Genomic DNA, 17,845 nt, shown 5'->3' with positions numbered 1-17,845 from the left:
CCGCCGAGGGCCGGCGGCGGCGGCCAGCGCCACGGCCTGGCTGCTAACCTTCCGCGATGCGCGCGTCCCCTTCGCCTTCTGCCGGCGCACCCCCGCTGTGGCTGCTGGTGCTCATCACCCTGAGCGGCACCCTGGCCATGCACATGTTCGTGCCCGCGTTGCCGGACGCGGCGCGCGCGCTCGGCGTGGGGCCCGCGGCGGTGCAAGCCACGATCAGCATCTACATCGTCGGGCTGGCGCTCGGGCAGCTGGTCTACGGCCCCTTGTCCGATGCGTTGGGACGGCGTCCCCTGCTGCTGGGCGGGCTGGCGCTGTACGCGGCGGGCAGCATCGCCGCCATGCTGGCGCCGACCGCACCGGCCCTGATCGCTGCGCGGTTCATCCAGGCGCTGGGCGGCTGCGCCGGGCTGGCGCTGGGGCGCGCCATGGTGCGCGACACCAATGGCCCGGTGGAGGCCGTGCGCGCCCTGGCACTGCTCAACTTGATGATGATGGTCGGCCCCGGCATGGCGCCGCTGGCGGGTTCGGGCCTGGTGGCGCTGGGCGGCTGGCGGGCGGTGTTCGTGGCACTGGCCTTGGCCGGTGTGGCGACGCTGCTGCTTTCCTGGCGCAAGGTGCCCGAAACGGGTACGCCCACGGGCCGTGTGAGCCCGGGTCGGCTGGCACGCGCCTACGCCGCGCTCTTGCGCTCGCCCACCTTCGTGGCCTATGCGGTGGGCGGTGGTTGCGCGACCACGGCGGTGTATGCCTTCATCGCGGCGGCGCCGTTCATCATCACCGAGCAGTTGGGGCACCCGCTGCGCGACGTGGGCATTGCCCTGGGCGTGGTGATGGTGGGCATGGCGATCGGCAATGCGCTCACGCGGCGCCTGGCACTGAGCATGCGGCTGGGCCGGCTGCTGGTGTGGGGCAACGCGGTGAGTGTGGCCTGCGCGCTGGTCTTTCTGGCGCTGGAGCTGCTGGGCCATCTGACGCTGGAAGCCACCGTGGGGCTGATGCTGCTGTTCGTGCTGGGTGCCGGCATGGCCAGCCCGGCGGCGCTGTCCAAGGTGCTGACGGTGGATGCGCGCCACGTCGGCGCGGCTGCCGGGTTGTACGGTTTTGCGCAGATGGCGCTGGGCGCGCTGTTCACCCTGCTGGTGGGCTGGGGCTCCAACCCGGCGCTGGCCTCGTCCTGCGTGCTGCTGGGCGCGGCGCTGGTGGGGCAGGGGTGTCTGCAGTTCGCGCTGCGGCGCGAGAAGCGGGTGCGCGGCGAGCGGGTGCGCGGCGAGTAGACGGGGTTCCCGGAGTGAACCCTGAACGCTATTGTTTTAATAGCTGTTGGCGCACGTTGACTGGGCGCTGCAGGCCCATTTGACTCAATTTTCTAAATTGGCCCGTCGGCGAGGCGCTGCAGCTCGGCCCAGGTGGTGGCAGGCAGCGGTACGCCGTCCTTCAGCGACCGTGCGCGCTGGCGGTAGCGGCGCTCGCCGGGCTGGCGCGTCTGGCCCGCGGCCGCCATGGCCTGCACCAGGTCTTCGCAACGCTGCGCAAAGCTGCGGCCCGCGCTCTTGGCCGGGTCGATGGCGATGATCAGCTCGCCCGTCCAGGGCGTCTGTGCGCCGGGGTGGCCGCTCCAATCGAACTCGAACGAGAAGTTGCCACCCGTGAGCGCGGCCGCGAGCAGCTCCACCATCATCGACAGGGCCGAGCCCTTGTAGCTGCTGTGCACGCCGCCGAAAGGCAGCAGCGCGCCGCCGTCCAGGATGGCGCGCGGGTCGTTCGTGGGCTGGCCGTGGCGGTCCACGCCGTGGCCGTCGGGCAGCAGGCGGCCCTCGCGCGCGGCGATCTGCACGTCGCCGTGGGCGATGGCGCTGGTGGCCAGGTCGAACACCAGCGGCTCATGGCCCGCGCGGGGCGCGGCAAAGGCAATGGGGTTGGTGCCGAAGAGCGCCGTGGTGCCTCCACTGGGCACCACGCAGGCCATGCTGTTGACGAGCGCCAGCGCCACCAACCCGTCGTCAGCCAGCGGCTCCACGTCGGGCCACAGCGCCGCAAAGTGGTGCGAGTTGCGGATTTGCAGGGGCGCTTTGCTTCCAAAAGCATAGCTTCTCGCGCTCTCCCACTATGGGGTTAACGGTGTTTTTGCTTCAATCTTCGCATGATCCGCCCCGCTGGGGCGCGTGTGGTGCGCATGCCGCTAAATGCCGAGTGGGTCCTGCGTGCTGCGCCGCAGTAATTGCAGGGCCATACCCCACCACCATGCTTCGCAATTCGTAGCGTCCTGCGCCAGATATGCACGGCATTGCACAGGTGCGGTGCGCTGGAGCTGCGCAGGTGTGCACTGCGCAAAAAGCGGCGGAACGCCGTGGTGGGGTGCGCGATGCTTCGCGTAAACCCTCTTTGGCGTGCGTTTGCAACCCGCCAAAGATGCGGGTCTGGATTGTCCAGGCATCCCAATCAAGGAGTGAAGTAGATGACAGAGCAGACCAAGACCCCAGGCCGCCGAAACCTACTCAAGGGTGCTGCGGTTGCCGCGGGAGCCATGTCCGTGCCCATGATCAGCACGGCCCAGACCACGGTGTTCCGATTCCAGAGCACCTGGCCCGCCAAGGATATCTTTCACGAGTTCGCGGGAGACCTGGCCAAGAAGATCAACGACATGGCGGGCAGCCGCCTGAAGATCGAGGTGTTGCCCGCGGGTGCCGTGGTGCCGGCCTTCCAGTTGCTGGATGCCGTGGCCAAGGGCACGCTGGACGGTGGCCACGGCGTGGTGGCCTACTGGTACGGCAAGAACCAGGCCGTGGCGCTGTGGGGCTCGGGCCCGGCCTTTGGCCTGGATGCCAACGGTGTGCTCGCGTGGCATTACTACGGCGGCGGTAAGGAGCTGCTCGACGAGATCTACAAGAGCCTGAACCTGGACGTGGTCTCCAAGCTCTACGGCCCCATGCCCACGCAGCCGCTGGGCTGGTTCAAGAAGCCGGTGGCACGCGTGGAAGACCTCAAGGGCCTGAAGTTCCGCACCGTGGGGTTGGCCGTGGACGTGTTCACGGAGATGGGTGTGGCCGTGAACCCGCTGCCCGGCGGCGAGATCGTGCCCGCGCTGGACCGCGGCCTGCTGGATGCAGCCGAGTTCAACAACGCCTCCAGCGACCGCGTGCTGGGCTTTCCCGACGTGGCCAAGAACTGCATGCTGCACAGCTTCCACCAGTCCAGCGAGCAGTTCGAAGTGCTGTTCAACAAGAGCAAGTACGACGCGCTGTCGTCGGAGCTGAAGGCGGTCATCGACTACGCCGTGCAGGCCGCCAGCGCCGACATGAGCTGGAAGGCCGCCGACCGCTACGCCAAGGACTACGCCGAGATGCAATCCAAGCAGGGGGTGAAGTTCTACAAGACGCCGGACGCCATCCTGCGCGCGCAGTTGGCCGCCTGGGACAAGGTCACGGCCAAGAAAGCCGAAGAGAACGCCATGTTCAAGAAGGTGATGGACTCCATGCGCACCTTTGCGCAGAGGAGCGGCCGCTGGAAGAACGACACCGACGTCGACTTCAAGATGGCCTGGAACCACTACTTCGCGCAGCGCAAGAGCTGATGCCGCGGCAGGCCCGGCGGGCCTGCCTTTCATTCTGACGAGGGCCGGGGGCGCGCGCAGGCGGTGCCGCCCGGGCCAGCGTGTATCCGTTCATTGCCCCGCGGGGCCGCAGCGTTCTCTTCCAGCCATGCAAAAACTCTTACTCGGCATCGATGCCGTGTCCACCTTCATCGGCAAGGCGGCGGCCTGGGCCGTCGTGGGCCTGACGGCCCTGATCTGCTGGGAGGTCTTCTCGCGCTACGCGCTGAACAACCCCCATGCCTGGGTGCTGGACGCACAGATCATGCTGTACGGCACCATGTTCATGCTGGCGGGCGCCTACACCCTGGCCAAGAACGGCCACGTGCGCGGCGACGTGCTGTACGGATTCTTCAGCCCGCGCGTGCAGGCCGGGCTGGACCTGCTGCTCTACATCCTGTTCTTCCTGCCGGGTGTGCTGGCCATGACCTGGGCCGGCTGGACCTATGCGCAGGAATCGCTGGCCATCCGCGAGCAGACGTTCTCCGCCACGCCGCTGCCGCTGTACCCCTTCAAGTTCGTGATTCCCCTGGCGGGCGCCGTGCTGCTGCTGCAGGGGCTGGCGGAGATCGCGCGCTGCGTGATCTGCCTGCGCCAGGGCGCGTGGCCCCGGCGCGGCGAGGACGTGGAAGAGGTGGACGTCGAGAAGCTCAAGGAGATGGTGCACGTGAACGACAGCGACCTGCAGGTGCCGGCTCCCGCATCCGCCGCACAGGGGGGCAAGCCATGAAGATGCGCAAGGAACTGTGGTTCGGCTTTGCCATCATGGCGCTGGTGGTGGCCGGCGCCGTCGGGATGCTGCTGGGCGTGGAGACGATCACGCGCGGCCACCTGGGCTTGCTGATGCTGTCGCTGGTGGTGGTGGCCATCATGCTGGGTTTTCCCACCGCGTTCACGCTCATGGGCATGGGCATGATCTTCACCTGGCTGGCGTACGACCGCGACATCACGCGCACGCTGGACCTGATGGTGCAGGCGGCTTACAAGAGCATGGCCAACGACGTGCTCATCGCCATTCCGTTGTTCGTGTTCATGGGCTACCTGGTCGAGCGGGCCAACCTGATCGAAAAGCTTTTCAAGAGCCTGCATCTGGCCATGGCGCGCGTGCCGGGTTCGCTGGCCGTGGCCACGCTGATCACCTGCGCCATCTTCGCCACCGCCACGGGCATCGTGGGCGCGGTGGTCACGCTGATGGGCCTGCTGGCGCTGCCGGCCATGCTGCGCGCGGGCTACAGCACGCCCATGTCGGCCGGCGCGATCACGGCGGGCGGCTGCCTGGGCATCCTGATTCCGCCGTCGGTGCTGCTGATCCTGTATGGCGCCACGGCGGGCGTATCGGTGGTGCAGCTGTACGCGGGCGCCTTCTTCCCCGGCATCATGCTGGCGGGCCTGTATGTGATGTACGTGATCCTGATGGCCAAGCTCAAGCCGGCCTGGGCGCCGCCGCTGTCGGCCGAGGAGCGGCAGGTGGTGCTGCCGGCCATGACCGCCGCGCTGCCCGCCGAGACGCAGCAATATGCCCCCGTGCGCTTGCTGGATGCCCTCAAGGGCAAGCGCAATGCGCAGGTACCCACGGCCTATGTGCTGCGGCAACTGGCACTGGTGGTGATGCCGGGGCTGCTGTTCGTACTGCTGGCCACCAGCAGCTGGCGTGCGGTCACCACGGTGTCGGTGGAGGAGGCGTACAGCATCCAACCCATCGGCTTCAACGACAACTCGTCCCGGGTGGCGTCGGAGTTTGGCTTGCAGGAGCCGCCGGTGGAGGGCGGTCTGCAAGAACCGCCGCAGGAATCCACGGGCCTGCAGGAGCCTCCGGGCGCGGACAGTGGTGCGCTGGCCGAGCCCCCCGGCGCCGAGCCCGCGCAGTCCGCCCCATCCGCCCAATCTGCCCAATCTGCAGTGGGGGAGCCACCCGGCTCCACCGCAGGTGCCACGCCCCAGGCCGCCACGCAACCCGCGCCCACCTGGTGGTGGGTCATGTTTGGCGTGCTGGGTGCGGCCACCGCGCTCTTCTATCTGTTCCTGAGCTTCGCGCGGCTGGAAATCTTCAAGATGCTGCTGGGCTCGTTCTTCCCGCTGCTGACACTGATCATGGCCGTGCTGGGCTCCATCGTGTTCGGTCTGGCGACGCCGACCGAGGCGGCGGCCATGGGGGCGTTCGGCGGCTTCGTGCTGGCCGCGGCCTACAAGCGTCTGAGCATGGATGTGGTGCGCGAGTCGGTGTACCTCACGGCCAAGACCTCGGCCATGGTGTGCTGGCTGTTCGTGGGCTCGGCCATCTTCTCCGCGGCCTTCGCGCTGCTGGGGGGGCAGGAGCTCATCGAGCAGTGGGTGCTCTCCATGAACCTGAGCAAGATCGAGTTCATGGTGCTGTCGCAGGTGGTGATCTTCCTGCTGGGCTGGCCGCTGGAGTGGACGGAGATCATCGTGATCTTCATGCCCATCTTCATTCCGCTGCTGAGCCACTTCGGCGTGGACCCGCTGTTCTTCGGCCTGCTGGTGGCGCTGAACCTGCAGACCGCCTTCCTGTCGCCGCCCGTGGCCATGTCGGCGTTCTACCTGAAGGGCGTGGCGCCGCCGCATGTGACGCTCAACCAGATCTTCCTGGGCATGCTGCCGTTCATGGGCATCCAGGTGCTGGCGATCGTGCTGCTGTATGTGTGGCCGCAGATCGGTCTGTGGCTGCCGCAACTGCTCTACAAGTGATGCCGGGCCGGGGACTGCGGTCCCCGCCTCATGGCGTCAACGCGCCGCGGCCCTGCGGCGCGTGAAGTTCCACCACGGCAGCACGCGGCTCATGGCCAGCACTTCGCCGCAGTGCATGGGTGCATAGCCGGGCATGGCAGCCATGCGCCGTTGCCAGGCAGGGGTCTGCAGCAGTTCGCGCAGCGCGCGCGTGGCCGGCTGCTCCAGTGAGGACTTCAGGCAGGCCAGGTGGTAGCGCTCGTACACCAGCGGCACGAAGTCCAGCCCGCGCGCACGCGCCGCCAGCTCGATGCCCATGCCCACGTCGGCACTGCCAGCGGCGATGGCCTGCGCCAGCGCGGCGTGCGAGGGCTCATCGCGGTCGTAGCCCTCGATCTCTGCGGGTTCCAGGCCCGCCTGCGCGAGCAGGTCGGTCAGCAGCACCCGCGTGCCCGTGCCCAGCGGGCGGTTGACGAAGCGCGCGCCCGTGCGCGCCACGTCCGCCAGCGAGGTCAGGCCCAGCGGGTTGCCGCGCGCCACGATCAGGCCCTGCGCGCGGCGCGCGAAGCCGATCACCTTGTGCAACCCCGGCTGCAGCAGCGGGCGGTAGGTCTGCGCGGCCAGGGTATCCATGCCCGGCTCCTCCAGCGTGTGAAAGCCGGCGATGGTGCACCGCCCTTCGTTGAGTGCGCGGATCGCGTCCACGCTGCCGGTGAAGCGGATGTCCAGATGCAGCGCGCCGCCCTGGCCCGCGTGGGCGGGCGCGGTGGCGAACGCACGCAGCACGGACAGCGCATCGTCGTGGCTGGCATACAGCGTGAGCACGTGGGCATGTTCGTCGAACGCCACGGCAAACGCGCGCTCCAGATCGGCGCGCAGCGCCTCGATCTGCGGCGCGAGCCGCGCCTGCGCCTGGCGCTCGGCCCACAGCAGCTTGGTGCCGAATTCGCTGAGCTGGGCGGACTGGCCCTTGCCCCAGACGATGAGCTCGCTGCCCAGTTGTTCTTCCCAGCGCTTGAGTGCGCCCCACACGTGGCGGTACGACAGGTCCAGCGCGCGCGCCGCGCCCGAGATGGAGCCCTGCTGCGCCACGGCCTGCAGCATGTCGAGCAGGGGATTGCGGATCAGCGCGTCGTCCGCGTCGCGGTCGAGCGTGTAGTGGAGTTGGATCCTATGCACAAGTTTTCATATCGCCGGGTATTGGATTGCTGCATACGATAGCCCAACCCATGTCCACAATGACCCAGAGCGTCGCCACGGCGCTGCACCTCATCACCTCCGCCGATGCCGCCTTGTGGACCATCGTCGTGCGTTCGCTCGCCGTGAGTGCCACGGCCTGCCTGCTCGCCTGCGGCGCGGGCGTGGTGCTGGGGGCATGGCTGGGCGTGGCGCGCTTTGCCGGGCGCGACGCGGTGCTCGCGGTGCTCAATACCCTGCTGGCCGTGCCCTCGGTGGTGGTGGGCCTGGGCGTGTACCTGCTGCTGTCGCGCACCGGCCCGCTGGGCAGCCTGGGCTGGCTGTTTTCTTTCAAGGCGATGGTGCTGGCGCAGGCGCTGCTGGTGTTGCCCGTGGTCACCGCGCTTACGCGCCAGGTGGTCGAGGACGTGGACCGCCTGCATGGCGAGCAGTTGCGCTCGCTGGGCGCCGGCACCCTGTTGCGTGCCCTGTTGGTGGCCTGGGACGAGCGCTATGCGCTGCTCACGGTGCTGATCGCCGCATTCGGCCGCGCCATCTCGGAGGTGGGCGCGGTGATGATCGTGGGCGGCAACATCGACGGCTTCACGCGCGTCATGACCACCGCCATCGCGCTGGAGACCAGCAAGGGCGACCTGCCGCTGGCGCTGGCGCTGGGCCTCGTGCTGCTGGGCGTCGTGTTGTTGCTCAACGTGGGCATTGCGCTGCTGCGCCGCTGGCGTGAACGCGTGGATGGTGCCGCCGTGGGCGGCCTGGCCGGGGTGGCCGCATGAGCGCGCTGCCGTCGCCTGCCTTGCGCCAGGCGCAAAGCCCTGAAGGCGCGTCCGTTATCGATCCGCCGCTGTTTGCGCTGCGCGACCTGACCGTGCGCTACGGCGCGGTGCAGGCGCTGGCCGGTGTCAACCTGCGCGTGCTGCCCGGCGAGCGCGTGGCCTTGGTGGGCGCCAACGGCAGCGGCAAAAGCACGCTGCTGCGCACGCTGCACGGCCTGGTGCGCCCCAGCGCGGGGCAGCTGCGCAGCGATGGCGCGCCGCGCGTGGCCATGGTGTTCCAGCGGCCCTTCGTGCTGCGCACCAGCGCGCTGAACAACGTGGCGCTGGGCCTGTGGCTGCGCCGCGTGCGATGGCAAGAGGCGCGTGCGCAGGCGGCCGCCGCACTGCAGCGCGTGGAATTGCAGGCCATTGCCCGACAGAACGCGCGCACCTTGTCGGGCGGGCAGCAGCAGCGCCTGGCCTTTGCGCGCGCTTGGGCACTGCGGCCCGACGTGCTGCTGCTGGACGAGCCCACCGCCAGCCTGGACCCGCACGCCAAGCGCGAGATCGAGGCCCTGATGGCCGACTTTGCCGCCAGCTACGGCAGCGCCGGCCCGCAGCAGCCGCTGACCATGCTGTTCAGCAGCCACAACCTGGGCCAGGTCAAACGCCTGGCCAGTCGCGTCATTTACCTGGAGCACGGCCGCATCCTGGCCGATCTGCCGGTGCACGACTTTTTCAACGGCCCCCTGCCGGAGGCCGCCCGTCTGTTCGTCAAAGGAGAAATAGCATGAAAAATCACAAGCGTTTTTGGCCTCTAGCGCTTACACAGACTGCGGTAGCAGCTATTGCTTTGGTAGCGTATGGCAGCGCTGCGGCGCAGGCCATCACCCTGGCATCGACCACCTCCACCGAGCAATCGGGCCTGTTCACCCACCTACTGCCGGCCTTCAAGCAGGCCACCGGCATCGACGTGAAGGTGGTGGCCGTGGGCACCGGCCAGGCGCTGGACATGGCGCGCCGCGGCGACGCCGACGTGCTGTTCGTGCATGACCAGGTGGCCGAAGAAAAGTTTGTGGCTGACGGCTGGGGCGTGAAGCGCTACCCGGTCATGTACAACGACTTCATCCTCGTGGGCGGCAAGGGCGACCCGGCCGCCACCAAGGGCAACGACATCGCCGCCGCACTCAAGAAGGTTGCCACGGTCAATGCCGAGTTTGTCTCGCGCGGCGACAAGAGCGGCACCCACGCCGCCGAGCTGCGCTACTGGAAGATCGCCACCGACGGCGTCAAGGGCAACGGCTACAAAGAGTGCGGCTGCGGCATGGGCCCGGCGCTGAACATCGCGGCGTCCAGCGGCGCATACGTGCTATCGGACCGCGGCACCTGGCTCAACTTCAAGAACCGCGACAACCTGGCGGTGCTGGTGGAGGGCGACAAGCGCCTGTTCAATCAGTATGGCGTGATGGTGGTGAACCCCGCCAAGCATCCCCACGTCAAGCAGGCCGAGGCGCAAAAGTTTGTGGACTGGGTGATCTCGCCCGCCGGCCAGAACGTCATTGCCAGCTACAAGATCAACGGCGAGCAGCTGTTCTTCCCGAATGCCAACCAGTGAGTAAGGCCGCGCTTTGGTTTGCGGGCGTTACTGCGGGTTAATGGGGGTTAGATTCCAATTCTTTTTTGGCTTTTGGGTCTGAAAGTGGCTTTGGCGCTTGCTCTGTGGGCGTGAGTAGCTATTGTTTTTGAGTCGATGTGGGGTGTTTTCATGTCGCTGGCCGGGATATGCGCCCGGCCAACAACATCAAAAACAATAGCTACCCGCGCTCATCCCACAAGCGCTGCAGCCACTTTTGACCAATCAACTCCAATTTAATTGGAATCTGACCCCCATTAACCCCCGGGTCGCACGAAGCAGGTTGCCGCATTGACGGCGCAACCGCCTCAATCCACCAGAGCTACACCCTTGACCTGCGCAAACACCTCATCGCCCACGACTAGCGCCAGCGTGCGGCAGGAGCGCAGCGTGATGCGCGCCAGCAGCGTGGTGCCCGCCACGTCCAGCGCCACCAGCACCTGGCCGGGGCCGTCGCCCGCCAGTTGCGTGATGCGCGCGGGCAGCAGGTTCAGGATGCTGCTGTCCGCTGCGCGGGTGCGCGCCAGGCTCACGTCGCGCGCCAGCATGCGCAGGCGCACGGTCTCGCCCACGGCGCGGGGGCGGCCGCTGGCCAGCTGGATTTGACCGCCGGCTATGGCCACTGTGAGTAGCTGGTCGCGCGCGTCGTGCGCCAGCACACGGCCTTGCACCAGTGCGGCGGCCGCGTCGCCGTGCGCCAGGGGCAGATCCAGGCGCGCCATCAGCTCGGCCGTGGGGCCCTGGGCGGTCACGCGGCCGGCCTGCAGCAGCACCATGTGCGATGCCAGCCGGGCCACTTCGTCGGGCGAGTGGCTGACATAGATCACGGGAATGTCCAGGCTGCGCTGCAGGCGCTCAAGGTAGGGCATGACCTCGGCCTTGCGCGCCGCGTCCAGCGCGGCCAGGGGTTCGTCCATCAGCAGTACGCGGGGGCTGGTGGCCAGGGCGCGGGCGATGGCCACGCGCTGGCGCTCGCCGCCCGACAGGGTGTGGGGCATGCGTTGCAGCAGCGCGCCCAGGCCCAGTAGCTCTACGGCTTGCTCCAGCGATACGCGGCGGCGCGCCGGGGGCTGGCGGCGCAGGCCGTATTCCATGTTGCTGCGCACGTCCAGGTGCGCAAACAGGCTGGCTTCTTGAAACACGTAGCCCAGCGCGCGCCGGTGCGTGGGCAACCATTGGCGCGTGGCGTCGTCCTGCCAGGCCTGGCCGTTGACCTGCACGCTGCCGCGTGCGCGCTCCAGCCCGGCCAGCGCGCGCAGGCAGGTGGTCTTGCCGCAACCCGAAGGGCCGAACAGCGCCGTTACGCCGTGGCCCGGCAGCTGCAGGTGCACGTCCAGCGTGAAGTCAGGGCGCTGCAACATCAGTTGGGCCTGAATGCCTTGAATGCCTGGCGCTGGTGTCATCGCGCCCCCTTGGGCTGCAGCCAGTGCAGCAGCATCAGCACGATGAATGAGAACGCCACCATGCCGCCCGCCAGCCAGTGCGCCTGGGCGTATTGCATGGCCTCCACATGGTCATAGATTTGCACCGACACCACACGCGTCACGCCGGGGATGTTGCCGCCCAGCATGAGCACCACGCCAAATTCGCCCACCGTGTGGGCAAAGCTCAGGATGGCCGCGGTGACAAAGCCTGGCAGCGCCAAGGGCAGAGCGACGGTGAAGAACCGGTCCAGCGGGCTGGCGCCCAGGGTGGCAGCGACTTCCAGCGGCCTGCGCCCCAGCGTCTCGAACGCCCGTTGCAGGGGCTGCACGGCAAATGGCAGTGAATACACCAGGGAGCCGACCACCAGCCCCGGGAAGGTGAACGGCAGCCGCCCCAGGCCCAGCGTCTCGGTCAGTTGCCCGATGGCGCCGCCCGGCCCCATGCTGACCAGCAGGTAAAAGCCAATCACTGTCGGCGGCAGCACCAGCGGCAGCGCCACCACGGCGCCCACCGGGCCGCGCCAGCGCGATGGTGTGTGCGCCAGCCACCAGGCCAGCGGCGTGCACAGCACCAGCAGCAGCACGGTGGTGGTGCCGGCCAGCTTCAGCGTGAGCCAGATGGCGGCCCAGTCTTCGGGGGACAGTGGCAGAAGGTGCATTGCTGCTGGACTAAAGGGTTGCTTGGGTTTAAGGGAAAAACGGCTCTAACCCTTGTCGGATGGGCGCAAGCTGCTTCAAAAAGAATAGCCGTAAGACTGAATGATGGCGCGCACCTTGTCGCCGCGCAGGTAGTCCATCAGCGCAGCGGCGGCGGCGTTGCCCTGGCCGGGCTTTAGCACGATGGCGTCCTGGCGGATGGGCGCGTGCATGCTGGCGGGCACCACCCAGGCCGAGCCCTCGCGCAGCCGGCCGCCTTCCATGACTTGCGACAGCGCCACAAAGCCCAGCTGTGCATTGCCCGACGCGGCGAACTGGTAGGTCTGGCCGATGTTCTCGCCGGTGACCATACGCGGCTGCACCTGCGCCGTAAGGCCCAGCTTGTCCAACGTCTGCACGGCCGCCAGGCCGTAAGGGGCCAGCTTGGGGTTGGCGACGGCGATGTGCCGCCAGTCGCTTTGCTGCAGTACCTTGCCCTCGGCATCCACGTAGCCGGCCTGTTTGCTCCACAGCACCAGCCGGCCGATGGCGTAGGTGAAGCGCGTGGCGCCATTGCCCAGGCCTTCGCGGGCGATCTTTTCGGGCGTGGCGTCGTCGCCTGCCAGCAGCACGCCAAACGGCGCACCGTTGGCGATCTGCGCATAAAACTTGCCCGTGGCGCCAAACGACAGCACGGCCTTGTGGCCCGTGTCGCGCTGAAACTGCATGGCAATCTGTTGCATGGGCGCGGCAAAGTTGGCCGCCACGGCCACCGATACCTCTGCGCCGTGGGCCGCCGAGGCCGCCAGCAGCACTACGCCTGCAAGGGCTTTGCCCATCGATGAAACCGCCATCAGCACCACCTCGCTATTCCATTGATGAATAGCGGGCAGTATAGCCAGCGCCCTGTGGCGGGCGGCATGATGCAGGCATGCACCAACATCCCTCCTTTCTGGATGCCTTGCGCCACGACATGGCCGACAAGCGCATCGACATCCTGCGCCAGATCGGGCAGGGCGGCTCCATCTCTCAGGCCGCGCGCGCCGTGGGCGTGAGCTACAAGGCCGCGTGGCAGGCGCTGGACACGCTCACCAACCTGGCCGGCGCGCCGCTGGTGGAGCGCGTGGTGGGCGGCGTGGGCGGCGGCGGCGCGCGGCTTACCGCCGCCGGCGATCAGCTGCTGGCAGCGGCCGATGCCATGCAGCAGGCGCGCACCGTGGTGCTGCAGCGGCTCGATGGCAGCGAGGTGGCGCAGGCGGTTGCCGCGCGCCTGGCCTTGCGCACCAGCATGCGCAACCAATGGCCTTGCATCGTTCAGGGGATGCATGCCAGCGGGCAGATCGTGCGCGTGCACTTGCGCGGTGCGGGTGAACTGGCTGCGTCGGCCGACGGCCTGGCGGTGTATTCGCGCATCACCCGCGAGAGCGCCGAGCTGCTGGGCCTGCGCCCCGGCGTGCCCGTACAGGCCCTGTGCAAGGCCACTGCGGTGCGCGTGCTGCCGGCAGCCGTCGCGCCAGCGGCGCCCGGTGCCAATCACTGGCCTGCGCGGGCCACGCGCGTGTCACGTGGCGAGCTGGGCGACGAGGTGTCTGCGCAACTGGATGCGGGCGTGCAGATGGTCGGATTTGCGGCGCCGCAATCGCGTCTGCGCGTGCGCTCGCGCGTCGTAATGGCGGCGGATGAGTCGGCTATCGTCCTGGCGTTTGAGGGCGCATGAATGTCCCGCACAACCCCGCGTATGACGGGGTGATGACGTGTTGTTACGTAGGTGTTGCTACATAGGCATTTGTCCCAGTTATGTCGCAAGGTGTGTCCCCTTAGGATGCGATGCAACATAAACACGGAGTCGGACTGTGTCGCACACCTTGTGCGGTAAGGGTCTGGTGGCAATGAGCGACGTCATACTGAAAACTTCTCGCCTCACCAAGGAATTCAAGGGCTTCACCGCGGTCAGCGACGTGAGCCTGAGCGTGCGCCGTGGTTCCATCCACGCACTGATCGGCCCCAACGGCGCAGGCAAGACCACCTGCTTCAACCTGCTGACCAAGTTCCTGGAGCCCACCTCGGGCACCATTCATTTCAACGGCAACGACATCACCCGTGAGCAGCCTGCGCAGATCGCGCGGCGCGGCGTGATTCGCTCGTTCCAGATCTCGGCGGTGTTCCCGCACCTCACGCTGATGGAGAACGTGCGCCTGGGCCTGCAGCGCAAGCTGGGCACCAGCTACCACTTCTGGCGCAGCGAGCGCAGCCTCGGCCAGCTCAACGACCGCGCCATCGAACTGCTGACCGAGGTGGGCCTGCAGGAGCTGGCCGACGAGGTCACCGTCAACCTGCCCTATGGCCGCAAGCGCGCGCTGGAGATCGCCACCACGCTGGCCATGGAGCCCGAGCTCATGCTGCTCGACGAGCCCACGCAGGGCATGGGCCACGAGGACGTGGACCGCGTCACGCAGCTCATCAAAAAGGTGTCGGCCGGCCGCACCATCCTCATGGTGGAGCACAACATGAAGGTCATCGCGACCATCGCCGACCGCATCACGGTGCTGCAGCGCGGCGCCGTCCTGGCCGAAGGGCCCTACGAAGAAGTCTCGAAGAATCCACAAGTCATGGAAGCGTACATGGGCACGACCGACGGCCAACTGCAGGGAGCGCACTGAAATGGCCGGCACCCCCGCACTGGAAATCAAGAACCTCGAAGCCTGGTACGGCGAGTCGCACGTGCTGCACGGCGTGGACATGGTCGTGCAGCCCGGCGAGGTGGTCACCCTGCTCGGGCGTAACGGCGCGGGGCGCACGTCCACGCTGCGCGCCATCATGGGCCTGACCGGCGCACGCAAGGGCTCGGTCAAGATCAACGGCGTGGAAACCATCAACATGCCCACGCACCGCATCGCGCACCTGGGCGTGGGCTACTGCCCCGAGGAGCGCGGCATCTTCTCCAGCCTGTCGTGCGAGGAGAACCTGCTGCTGCCTCCCGTGCTCAAGACCGGCACGCAAGGCATGCCGGTCGACGAGATCTATGCCATGTTCCCCAACCTGGCCGAGCGCAGGAACAGCCAGGGCACGCGCCTGTCGGGCGGCGAGCAGCAGATGCTGGCCGTGGCGCGCATCCTGCGCACCGGCGCCAAGCTGCTGCTGCTCGACGAAATCTCCGAGGGCCTGGCGCCCGTGATCGTGCAGGCGCTGGCCCGCATGATCACCATGCTGCGCGAGAAGGGCTACACGGTGGTGATGGTGGAGCAGAACTTCCGCTTCGCCGCGCCGCTGGCCGACCGCTTCTACGTCATGGAGCACGGCCAGATCGCCCTGCAGTTCGGCGCCGACGAGCTGCAGGCCAAGATGCCCGTGCTCAACCAGCTGCTGGGCGTCTGACCGACCCCTTTCCCATTCGTTTCGCACCCACCAAGGAGACAACAATGCAAAAGACACTCAAGACACTGGTCGCAGTGATGGGGGCCGCCGGCCTGGCGGTATCCGCCATGCAGGCCCATGCACAGGACAAGGTCAAGATCGGTTTCATCACCGACATGTCCAGCCTCTACGCCGACGTGGAAGGCAAGAACGGCGTGGTAGCGATCCAGATGGCCATCGACGACTTTGGCGGCAAGGTGCTCGGCAAGCCCATCGAGCTGATTTCCGCCGACCACCAGAACAAGGCCGACATCGCCGCCAGCAAGGCGCGCGAATGGATCGACACGCAGAACCTGACCATGCTGTTTGGCGGCACCAACTCCGGCACCGCGCTGGCCATGGCCGAGGTGGCGAAGGATAAGAAGCGCGTCTATTTCAACAACGGCGCGGGCTCCTCGGCGCTGACCAACGCCCAGTGCAGCCCCTACACCGTGCACTACGCCTACGACACCGTGGCACTGGCCAAGGGCACCGGCGGCGCCGTGGTCAAGCAAGGCGGCAAGGACTGGTTCTTCCTGACGGCCGACTACGCCTTCGGCCAGGCGCTGGAGAACGACACGGCCGCGGTCGTGAAGGACAACGGCGGCCGCGTGCTGGGCAGCGTCAGGCACCCGCTGAACGCATCCGACTTCTCTTCGTTCCTGCTGCAGGCGCAAAGCTCCAAGGCGCAGATCCTGGGCCTGGCCAACGCGGGCGGCGACACCATCAATTCCATCAAGGCCGCCAAGGAATTCGGCATCACCAAGACCATGAAGCTGGCCGGTCTGCTCGTGTTCCTGACCGACATCCACAGCCTGGGCCTGCGCAACACCGAGGGCCTGCTGCTGACCACCAGCTGGGACTGGAACCTGAACGACCAGACGCGCGAGTTCGGCAAGAAGTTCTTCGCCAAGACCAAGCGCATGCCCACGGACATCCACGCGGCCGACTACTCCGCCACCATGAACTACCTGAAGGCCGTGCAAGCCGCCGGCACTACCGATGCCGACAAGGTCATGGAGAAGCTCAAGTCCACGCCGATCGACGACTTCTACGCCAAGGGCACGATCCGCGCCGACGGCCGCTTCGTGCACGACATGTACCTCATGCAGGTGAAGTCGCCCTCCGAATCCAAGGAACCCTGGGACTACTACAAGGTCGTGGCCAAGCTGCCCGGCGACCAGGTGTTCACCACCAAGGCCGAGAGCAAGTGCGCCCTGTGGAAGTGAGTTGAGCCACGGCCCCGGGCACTGCCCGGGACCGCGCGCGTCGACGTTGCAAACCAAAGCATGAAAGACAAAGGAGACACCACATGAAAGCGAAGCTCACGACATTGGCGTTCGTGCTCGGGGCCGCGGGGCTCATGGCGTCGACCGCGCACGCGCAGGACAAGGTCAAGATCGGCTTCATCACCGACATGTCCAGCCTCTACGCCGACGTGGAAGGCAAGAACGGTGGCGTGGCCATCCAGATGGCCATCGACGACTTTGGCGGCAAGGTGCTGGGCAAACCCATCGAGCTGCTGACGGCCGACCACCAGAACAAGGCCGACATCGCCGCCAGCAAGGCGCGCGAGTGGATCGACACCCAGGGCCTGACCATGATCTTCAGCGGCACCAACTCCGGCACTGCGCTGGCGCTGGCCAAGGTCGCGGAAGAGAAAAAGCGCGTGATGATCAACAACGGCGCGGCGTCCTCTGCGCTGACCAACGACCAGTGCACGCCCTATACCGTGCACTACGCCTACGACACCGTGGCCCTGGCCAAGGGCACGGGCGGTGCCATCGTCGACGGTGGCGGCAAGAGCTGGTTCTTCCTGACGGCGGACTATGCCTTCGGCCACGCGCTCGAGGCGGACACGTCCAGGGTCGTCAAGGAAAAGGGCGGCACGGTGGTGGGCGCGGTGCGCCACCCGCTGAATGCCTCCGACTTCTCGTCCTTCCTGCTGCAGGCGCAGAACTCCAAGGCGCAGATCCTGGGCCTGGCCAACGCCGGTGGCGACACGATCAACTCGATCAAGGCGGCCAAGGAATTCGGCATCGGCAACAGCATGAAGCTGGCCGGCCTGCTGATCTTCTTCAGCGACATCCACAGCCTGGGCCTGCGCAATACCGAAGGCCTGCAGTTCACCACCAGCTGGTACTGGGACCTGAACGACGAGACGCGCAAGTTCGCCGACAAGTTCATGGCCAAGACCAAGCGCCGCCCCACCGAGATCCAGGCTGCCGACTACTCGGCCACGATGAACTACCTGAAGGCCGTCGAGGCCGCCAAGACCACCGACGCCGACAAGGTGATGGAGGCCTGGCGCGCCATGAAGATGAACGACTTCTTCGGTTCCGGCTACCTGCGTGCCGACGGCCGCTACGTGCACGACATGTACCTCATGCAGGTGAAGTCGCCGTCCGAGTCCAAGGGCACCTGGGACTACTACAAGCTCATCAAGAAACTGCCGGGTGAACAGGTGTTCACCACCAAGGCCGAGAGCAAGTGCGCGCTGTGGAAGTGATCGCGCTGCTCTCCTGATCCGACTCCCCTA

General features: G+C 67.2%; 17 protein-coding genes. 12 read left to right on the top strand and 5 right to left on the bottom strand.

Annotation, left to right across the window (positions count from 1 at the left end; translation table 11 throughout):
• Positions 1–56 precede the first annotated feature (56 nt).
• Positions 57–1,274, top strand: coding sequence for a multidrug effflux MFS transporter (locus K2L43_RS13350; protein ID WP_220637748.1), 1,218 nt, complete (start codon positions 57–59; stop codon positions 1,272–1,274).
• A 92-nt stretch (positions 1,275–1,366) separates the two neighbouring features.
• Here K2L43_RS13350 and K2L43_RS13345 read toward each other — a convergent pair whose 3' ends face one another.
• Entirely contained in the window at positions 1,367–2,056 is a 690-nt protein-coding gene (locus K2L43_RS13345; protein WP_255580603.1) for an Ldh family oxidoreductase, read from the bottom strand.
• 399 nt (positions 2,057–2,455) lie between these two features.
• On the opposite strand from K2L43_RS13345, the gene K2L43_RS13340 reads away from it, so the two are divergent.
• The 3 genes from K2L43_RS13340 (at position 2,456) to K2L43_RS13330 (ending at position 6,295) form a co-directional block, all read left to right on the top strand.
• Positions 2,456–3,571, top strand: coding sequence for a TRAP transporter substrate-binding protein (locus K2L43_RS13340; protein WP_011806257.1), 1,116 nt, complete (start codon positions 2,456–2,458; stop codon positions 3,569–3,571).
• A gap of 127 nt (positions 3,572–3,698) precedes the next feature.
• Positions 3,699–4,319, top strand: coding sequence for a TRAP transporter small permease subunit (locus K2L43_RS13335; RefSeq protein ID WP_011806256.1), 621 nt, complete (start codon positions 3,699–3,701; stop codon positions 4,317–4,319).
• Positions 4,316–6,295, top strand: a complete 1,980-nt coding sequence (locus K2L43_RS13330; RefSeq protein ID WP_220637747.1) for a TRAP transporter large permease subunit — start codon at positions 4,316–4,318, stop codon at positions 6,293–6,295. Before K2L43_RS13335 ends, K2L43_RS13330 begins: the two co-directional genes overlap by 4 nt.
• 36 nt (positions 6,296–6,331) lie before the next feature.
• On the opposite strand, the gene K2L43_RS13325 is transcribed toward K2L43_RS13330, so the two are convergent.
• Positions 6,332–7,453 carry a substrate-binding domain-containing protein gene (locus tag K2L43_RS13325; protein WP_172207770.1) on the bottom strand — a complete coding sequence of 374 codons (1,122 nt, stop codon included), beginning with the start codon at positions 7,451–7,453 and terminating at the stop codon, positions 6,332–6,334.
• A 50-nt stretch (positions 7,454–7,503) separates the two neighbouring features.
• Between K2L43_RS13325 and K2L43_RS13320 the strand changes: the two genes are divergently transcribed.
• The 3 genes from K2L43_RS13320 to K2L43_RS13310 are packed head-to-tail and all read left to right on the top strand — an operon-like array spanning position 7,504 to position 9,835.
• The gene (locus K2L43_RS13320) at positions 7,504–8,241 is read left to right on the top strand and encodes an ABC transporter permease (protein ID WP_220637746.1); all 738 of its coding nucleotides are present in this window, start codon (positions 7,504–7,506) and stop codon (positions 8,239–8,241) included.
• Positions 8,238–9,014 carry a phosphate ABC transporter ATP-binding protein gene (locus K2L43_RS13315; RefSeq protein WP_255580451.1) on the top strand — a complete coding sequence of 259 codons (777 nt, stop codon included), beginning with the start codon at positions 8,238–8,240 and terminating at the stop codon, positions 9,012–9,014. Before K2L43_RS13320 ends, K2L43_RS13315 begins: the two co-directional genes overlap by 4 nt.
• Positions 9,011–9,835: a substrate-binding domain-containing protein gene (locus K2L43_RS13310; protein WP_011806251.1), complete on the top strand. Its 825-nt coding sequence runs from the start codon at positions 9,011–9,013 to the stop codon at positions 9,833–9,835. Before K2L43_RS13315 ends, K2L43_RS13310 begins: the two co-directional genes overlap by 4 nt.
• Positions 9,836–10,161: 326 nt before the next feature.
• Here K2L43_RS13310 and modC read toward each other — a convergent pair whose 3' ends face one another.
• From modC to modA, 3 genes are all read right to left on the bottom strand, one after another.
• The gene (gene modC, locus K2L43_RS13305) at positions 10,162–11,256 is read right to left on the bottom strand and encodes a molybdenum ABC transporter ATP-binding protein (protein WP_220637745.1); all 1,095 of its coding nucleotides are present in this window, start codon (positions 11,254–11,256) and stop codon (positions 10,162–10,164) included.
• Positions 11,253–11,936: a molybdate ABC transporter permease subunit gene (modB, locus tag K2L43_RS13300; RefSeq protein ID WP_370632958.1), complete on the bottom strand. Its 684-nt coding sequence runs from the start codon at positions 11,934–11,936 to the stop codon at positions 11,253–11,255. The genes modC and modB overlap by 4 nt, the downstream gene beginning before the upstream one ends.
• A gap of 75 nt (positions 11,937–12,011) precedes the next feature.
• Entirely contained in the window at positions 12,012–12,752 is a 741-nt protein-coding gene (gene modA, locus K2L43_RS13295) for a molybdate ABC transporter substrate-binding protein (RefSeq protein WP_255580450.1), read from the bottom strand.
• A gap of 92 nt (positions 12,753–12,844) precedes the next feature.
• Here modA and K2L43_RS13290 point away from each other — a divergent pair, with 92 nt between their 5' ends.
• From K2L43_RS13290 to K2L43_RS13270, 5 genes are all read left to right on the top strand, one after another.
• Complete coding sequence (locus K2L43_RS13290) at positions 12,845–13,630, top strand: TOBE domain-containing protein (RefSeq protein WP_220637743.1); 786 nt, start codon at positions 12,845–12,847, stop codon at positions 13,628–13,630.
• A gap of 172 nt (positions 13,631–13,802) precedes the next feature.
• Positions 13,803–14,573, top strand: coding sequence for an ABC transporter ATP-binding protein (locus K2L43_RS13285; protein WP_103738990.1), 771 nt, complete (start codon positions 13,803–13,805; stop codon positions 14,571–14,573).
• Between the two features lies 1 nt (position 14,574).
• On the top strand, positions 14,575–15,288 hold the full coding sequence (locus K2L43_RS13280) for an ABC transporter ATP-binding protein (protein ID WP_220637742.1): 714 nt from the start codon (positions 14,575–14,577) through the stop codon (positions 15,286–15,288).
• Positions 15,289–15,332: 44 nt separating this feature from the next.
• The gene (locus K2L43_RS13275; RefSeq protein WP_220637741.1) at positions 15,333–16,535 is read left to right on the top strand and encodes an ABC transporter substrate-binding protein; all 1,203 of its coding nucleotides are present in this window, start codon (positions 15,333–15,335) and stop codon (positions 16,533–16,535) included.
• 83 nt (positions 16,536–16,618) lie between these two features.
• Complete coding sequence (locus K2L43_RS13270; protein WP_220637740.1) at positions 16,619–17,815, top strand: ABC transporter substrate-binding protein; 1,197 nt, start codon at positions 16,619–16,621, stop codon at positions 17,813–17,815.
• The last annotated feature ends 30 nt before the right edge of the window (positions 17,816–17,845 follow it).

Source organism: Diaphorobacter sp. MNS-0 (assembly GCF_019602835.1).
Taxonomy (GTDB): domain Bacteria; phylum Pseudomonadota; class Gammaproteobacteria; order Burkholderiales; family Burkholderiaceae_C; genus Diaphorobacter; species Diaphorobacter nitroreducens.
This window is presented reverse-complemented; position numbering and strand designations above follow the sequence as displayed.

Bases quoted from the DNA above. Each gene is read 5' to 3' on its own strand.
- K2L43_RS13280 (WP_220637742.1), top strand. From the start codon at position 14,575: ATGGCCGGCACCCCCGCACTGGAAATCAAGAACCTCGAAGCCTGGTAC.
- K2L43_RS13290 (WP_220637743.1), top strand. From the start codon at position 12,845: ATGCACCAACATCCCTCCTTTCTGGATGCCTTGCGCCACGACATGGCC.
- K2L43_RS13335 (WP_011806256.1), top strand. From the start codon at position 3,699: ATGCAAAAACTCTTACTCGGCATCGATGCCGTGTCCACCTTCATCGGC.
- K2L43_RS13285 (WP_103738990.1), top strand. From the start codon at position 13,803: ATGAGCGACGTCATACTGAAAACTTCTCGCCTCACCAAGGAATTCAAG.
- K2L43_RS13330 (WP_220637747.1), top strand. From the start codon at position 4,316: ATGAAGATGCGCAAGGAACTGTGGTTCGGCTTTGCCATCATGGCGCTG.
- K2L43_RS13315 (WP_255580451.1), top strand. From the start codon at position 8,238: ATGAGCGCGCTGCCGTCGCCTGCCTTGCGCCAGGCGCAAAGCCCTGAA.
- modA (WP_255580450.1), bottom strand. From the start codon at position 12,752: ATGGGCAAAGCCCTTGCAGGCGTAGTGCTGCTGGCGGCCTCGGCGGCC.
- K2L43_RS13320 (WP_220637746.1), top strand. From the start codon at position 7,504: ATGTCCACAATGACCCAGAGCGTCGCCACGGCGCTGCACCTCATCACC.
- K2L43_RS13340 (WP_011806257.1), top strand. From the start codon at position 2,456: ATGACAGAGCAGACCAAGACCCCAGGCCGCCGAAACCTACTCAAGGGT.
- K2L43_RS13310 (WP_011806251.1), top strand. From the start codon at position 9,011: ATGAAAAATCACAAGCGTTTTTGGCCTCTAGCGCTTACACAGACTGCG.
- K2L43_RS13270 (WP_220637740.1), top strand. From the start codon at position 16,619: ATGAAAGCGAAGCTCACGACATTGGCGTTCGTGCTCGGGGCCGCGGGG.
- K2L43_RS13350 (WP_220637748.1), top strand. From the start codon at position 57: ATGCGCGCGTCCCCTTCGCCTTCTGCCGGCGCACCCCCGCTGTGGCTG.
- modC (WP_220637745.1), bottom strand. From the start codon at position 11,256: ATGACACCAGCGCCAGGCATTCAAGGCATTCAGGCCCAACTGATGTTG.
- K2L43_RS13275 (WP_220637741.1), top strand. From the start codon at position 15,333: ATGCAAAAGACACTCAAGACACTGGTCGCAGTGATGGGGGCCGCCGGC.
- modB (WP_370632958.1), bottom strand. From the start codon at position 11,936: ATGCACCTTCTGCCACTGTCCCCCGAAGACTGGGCCGCCATCTGGCTC.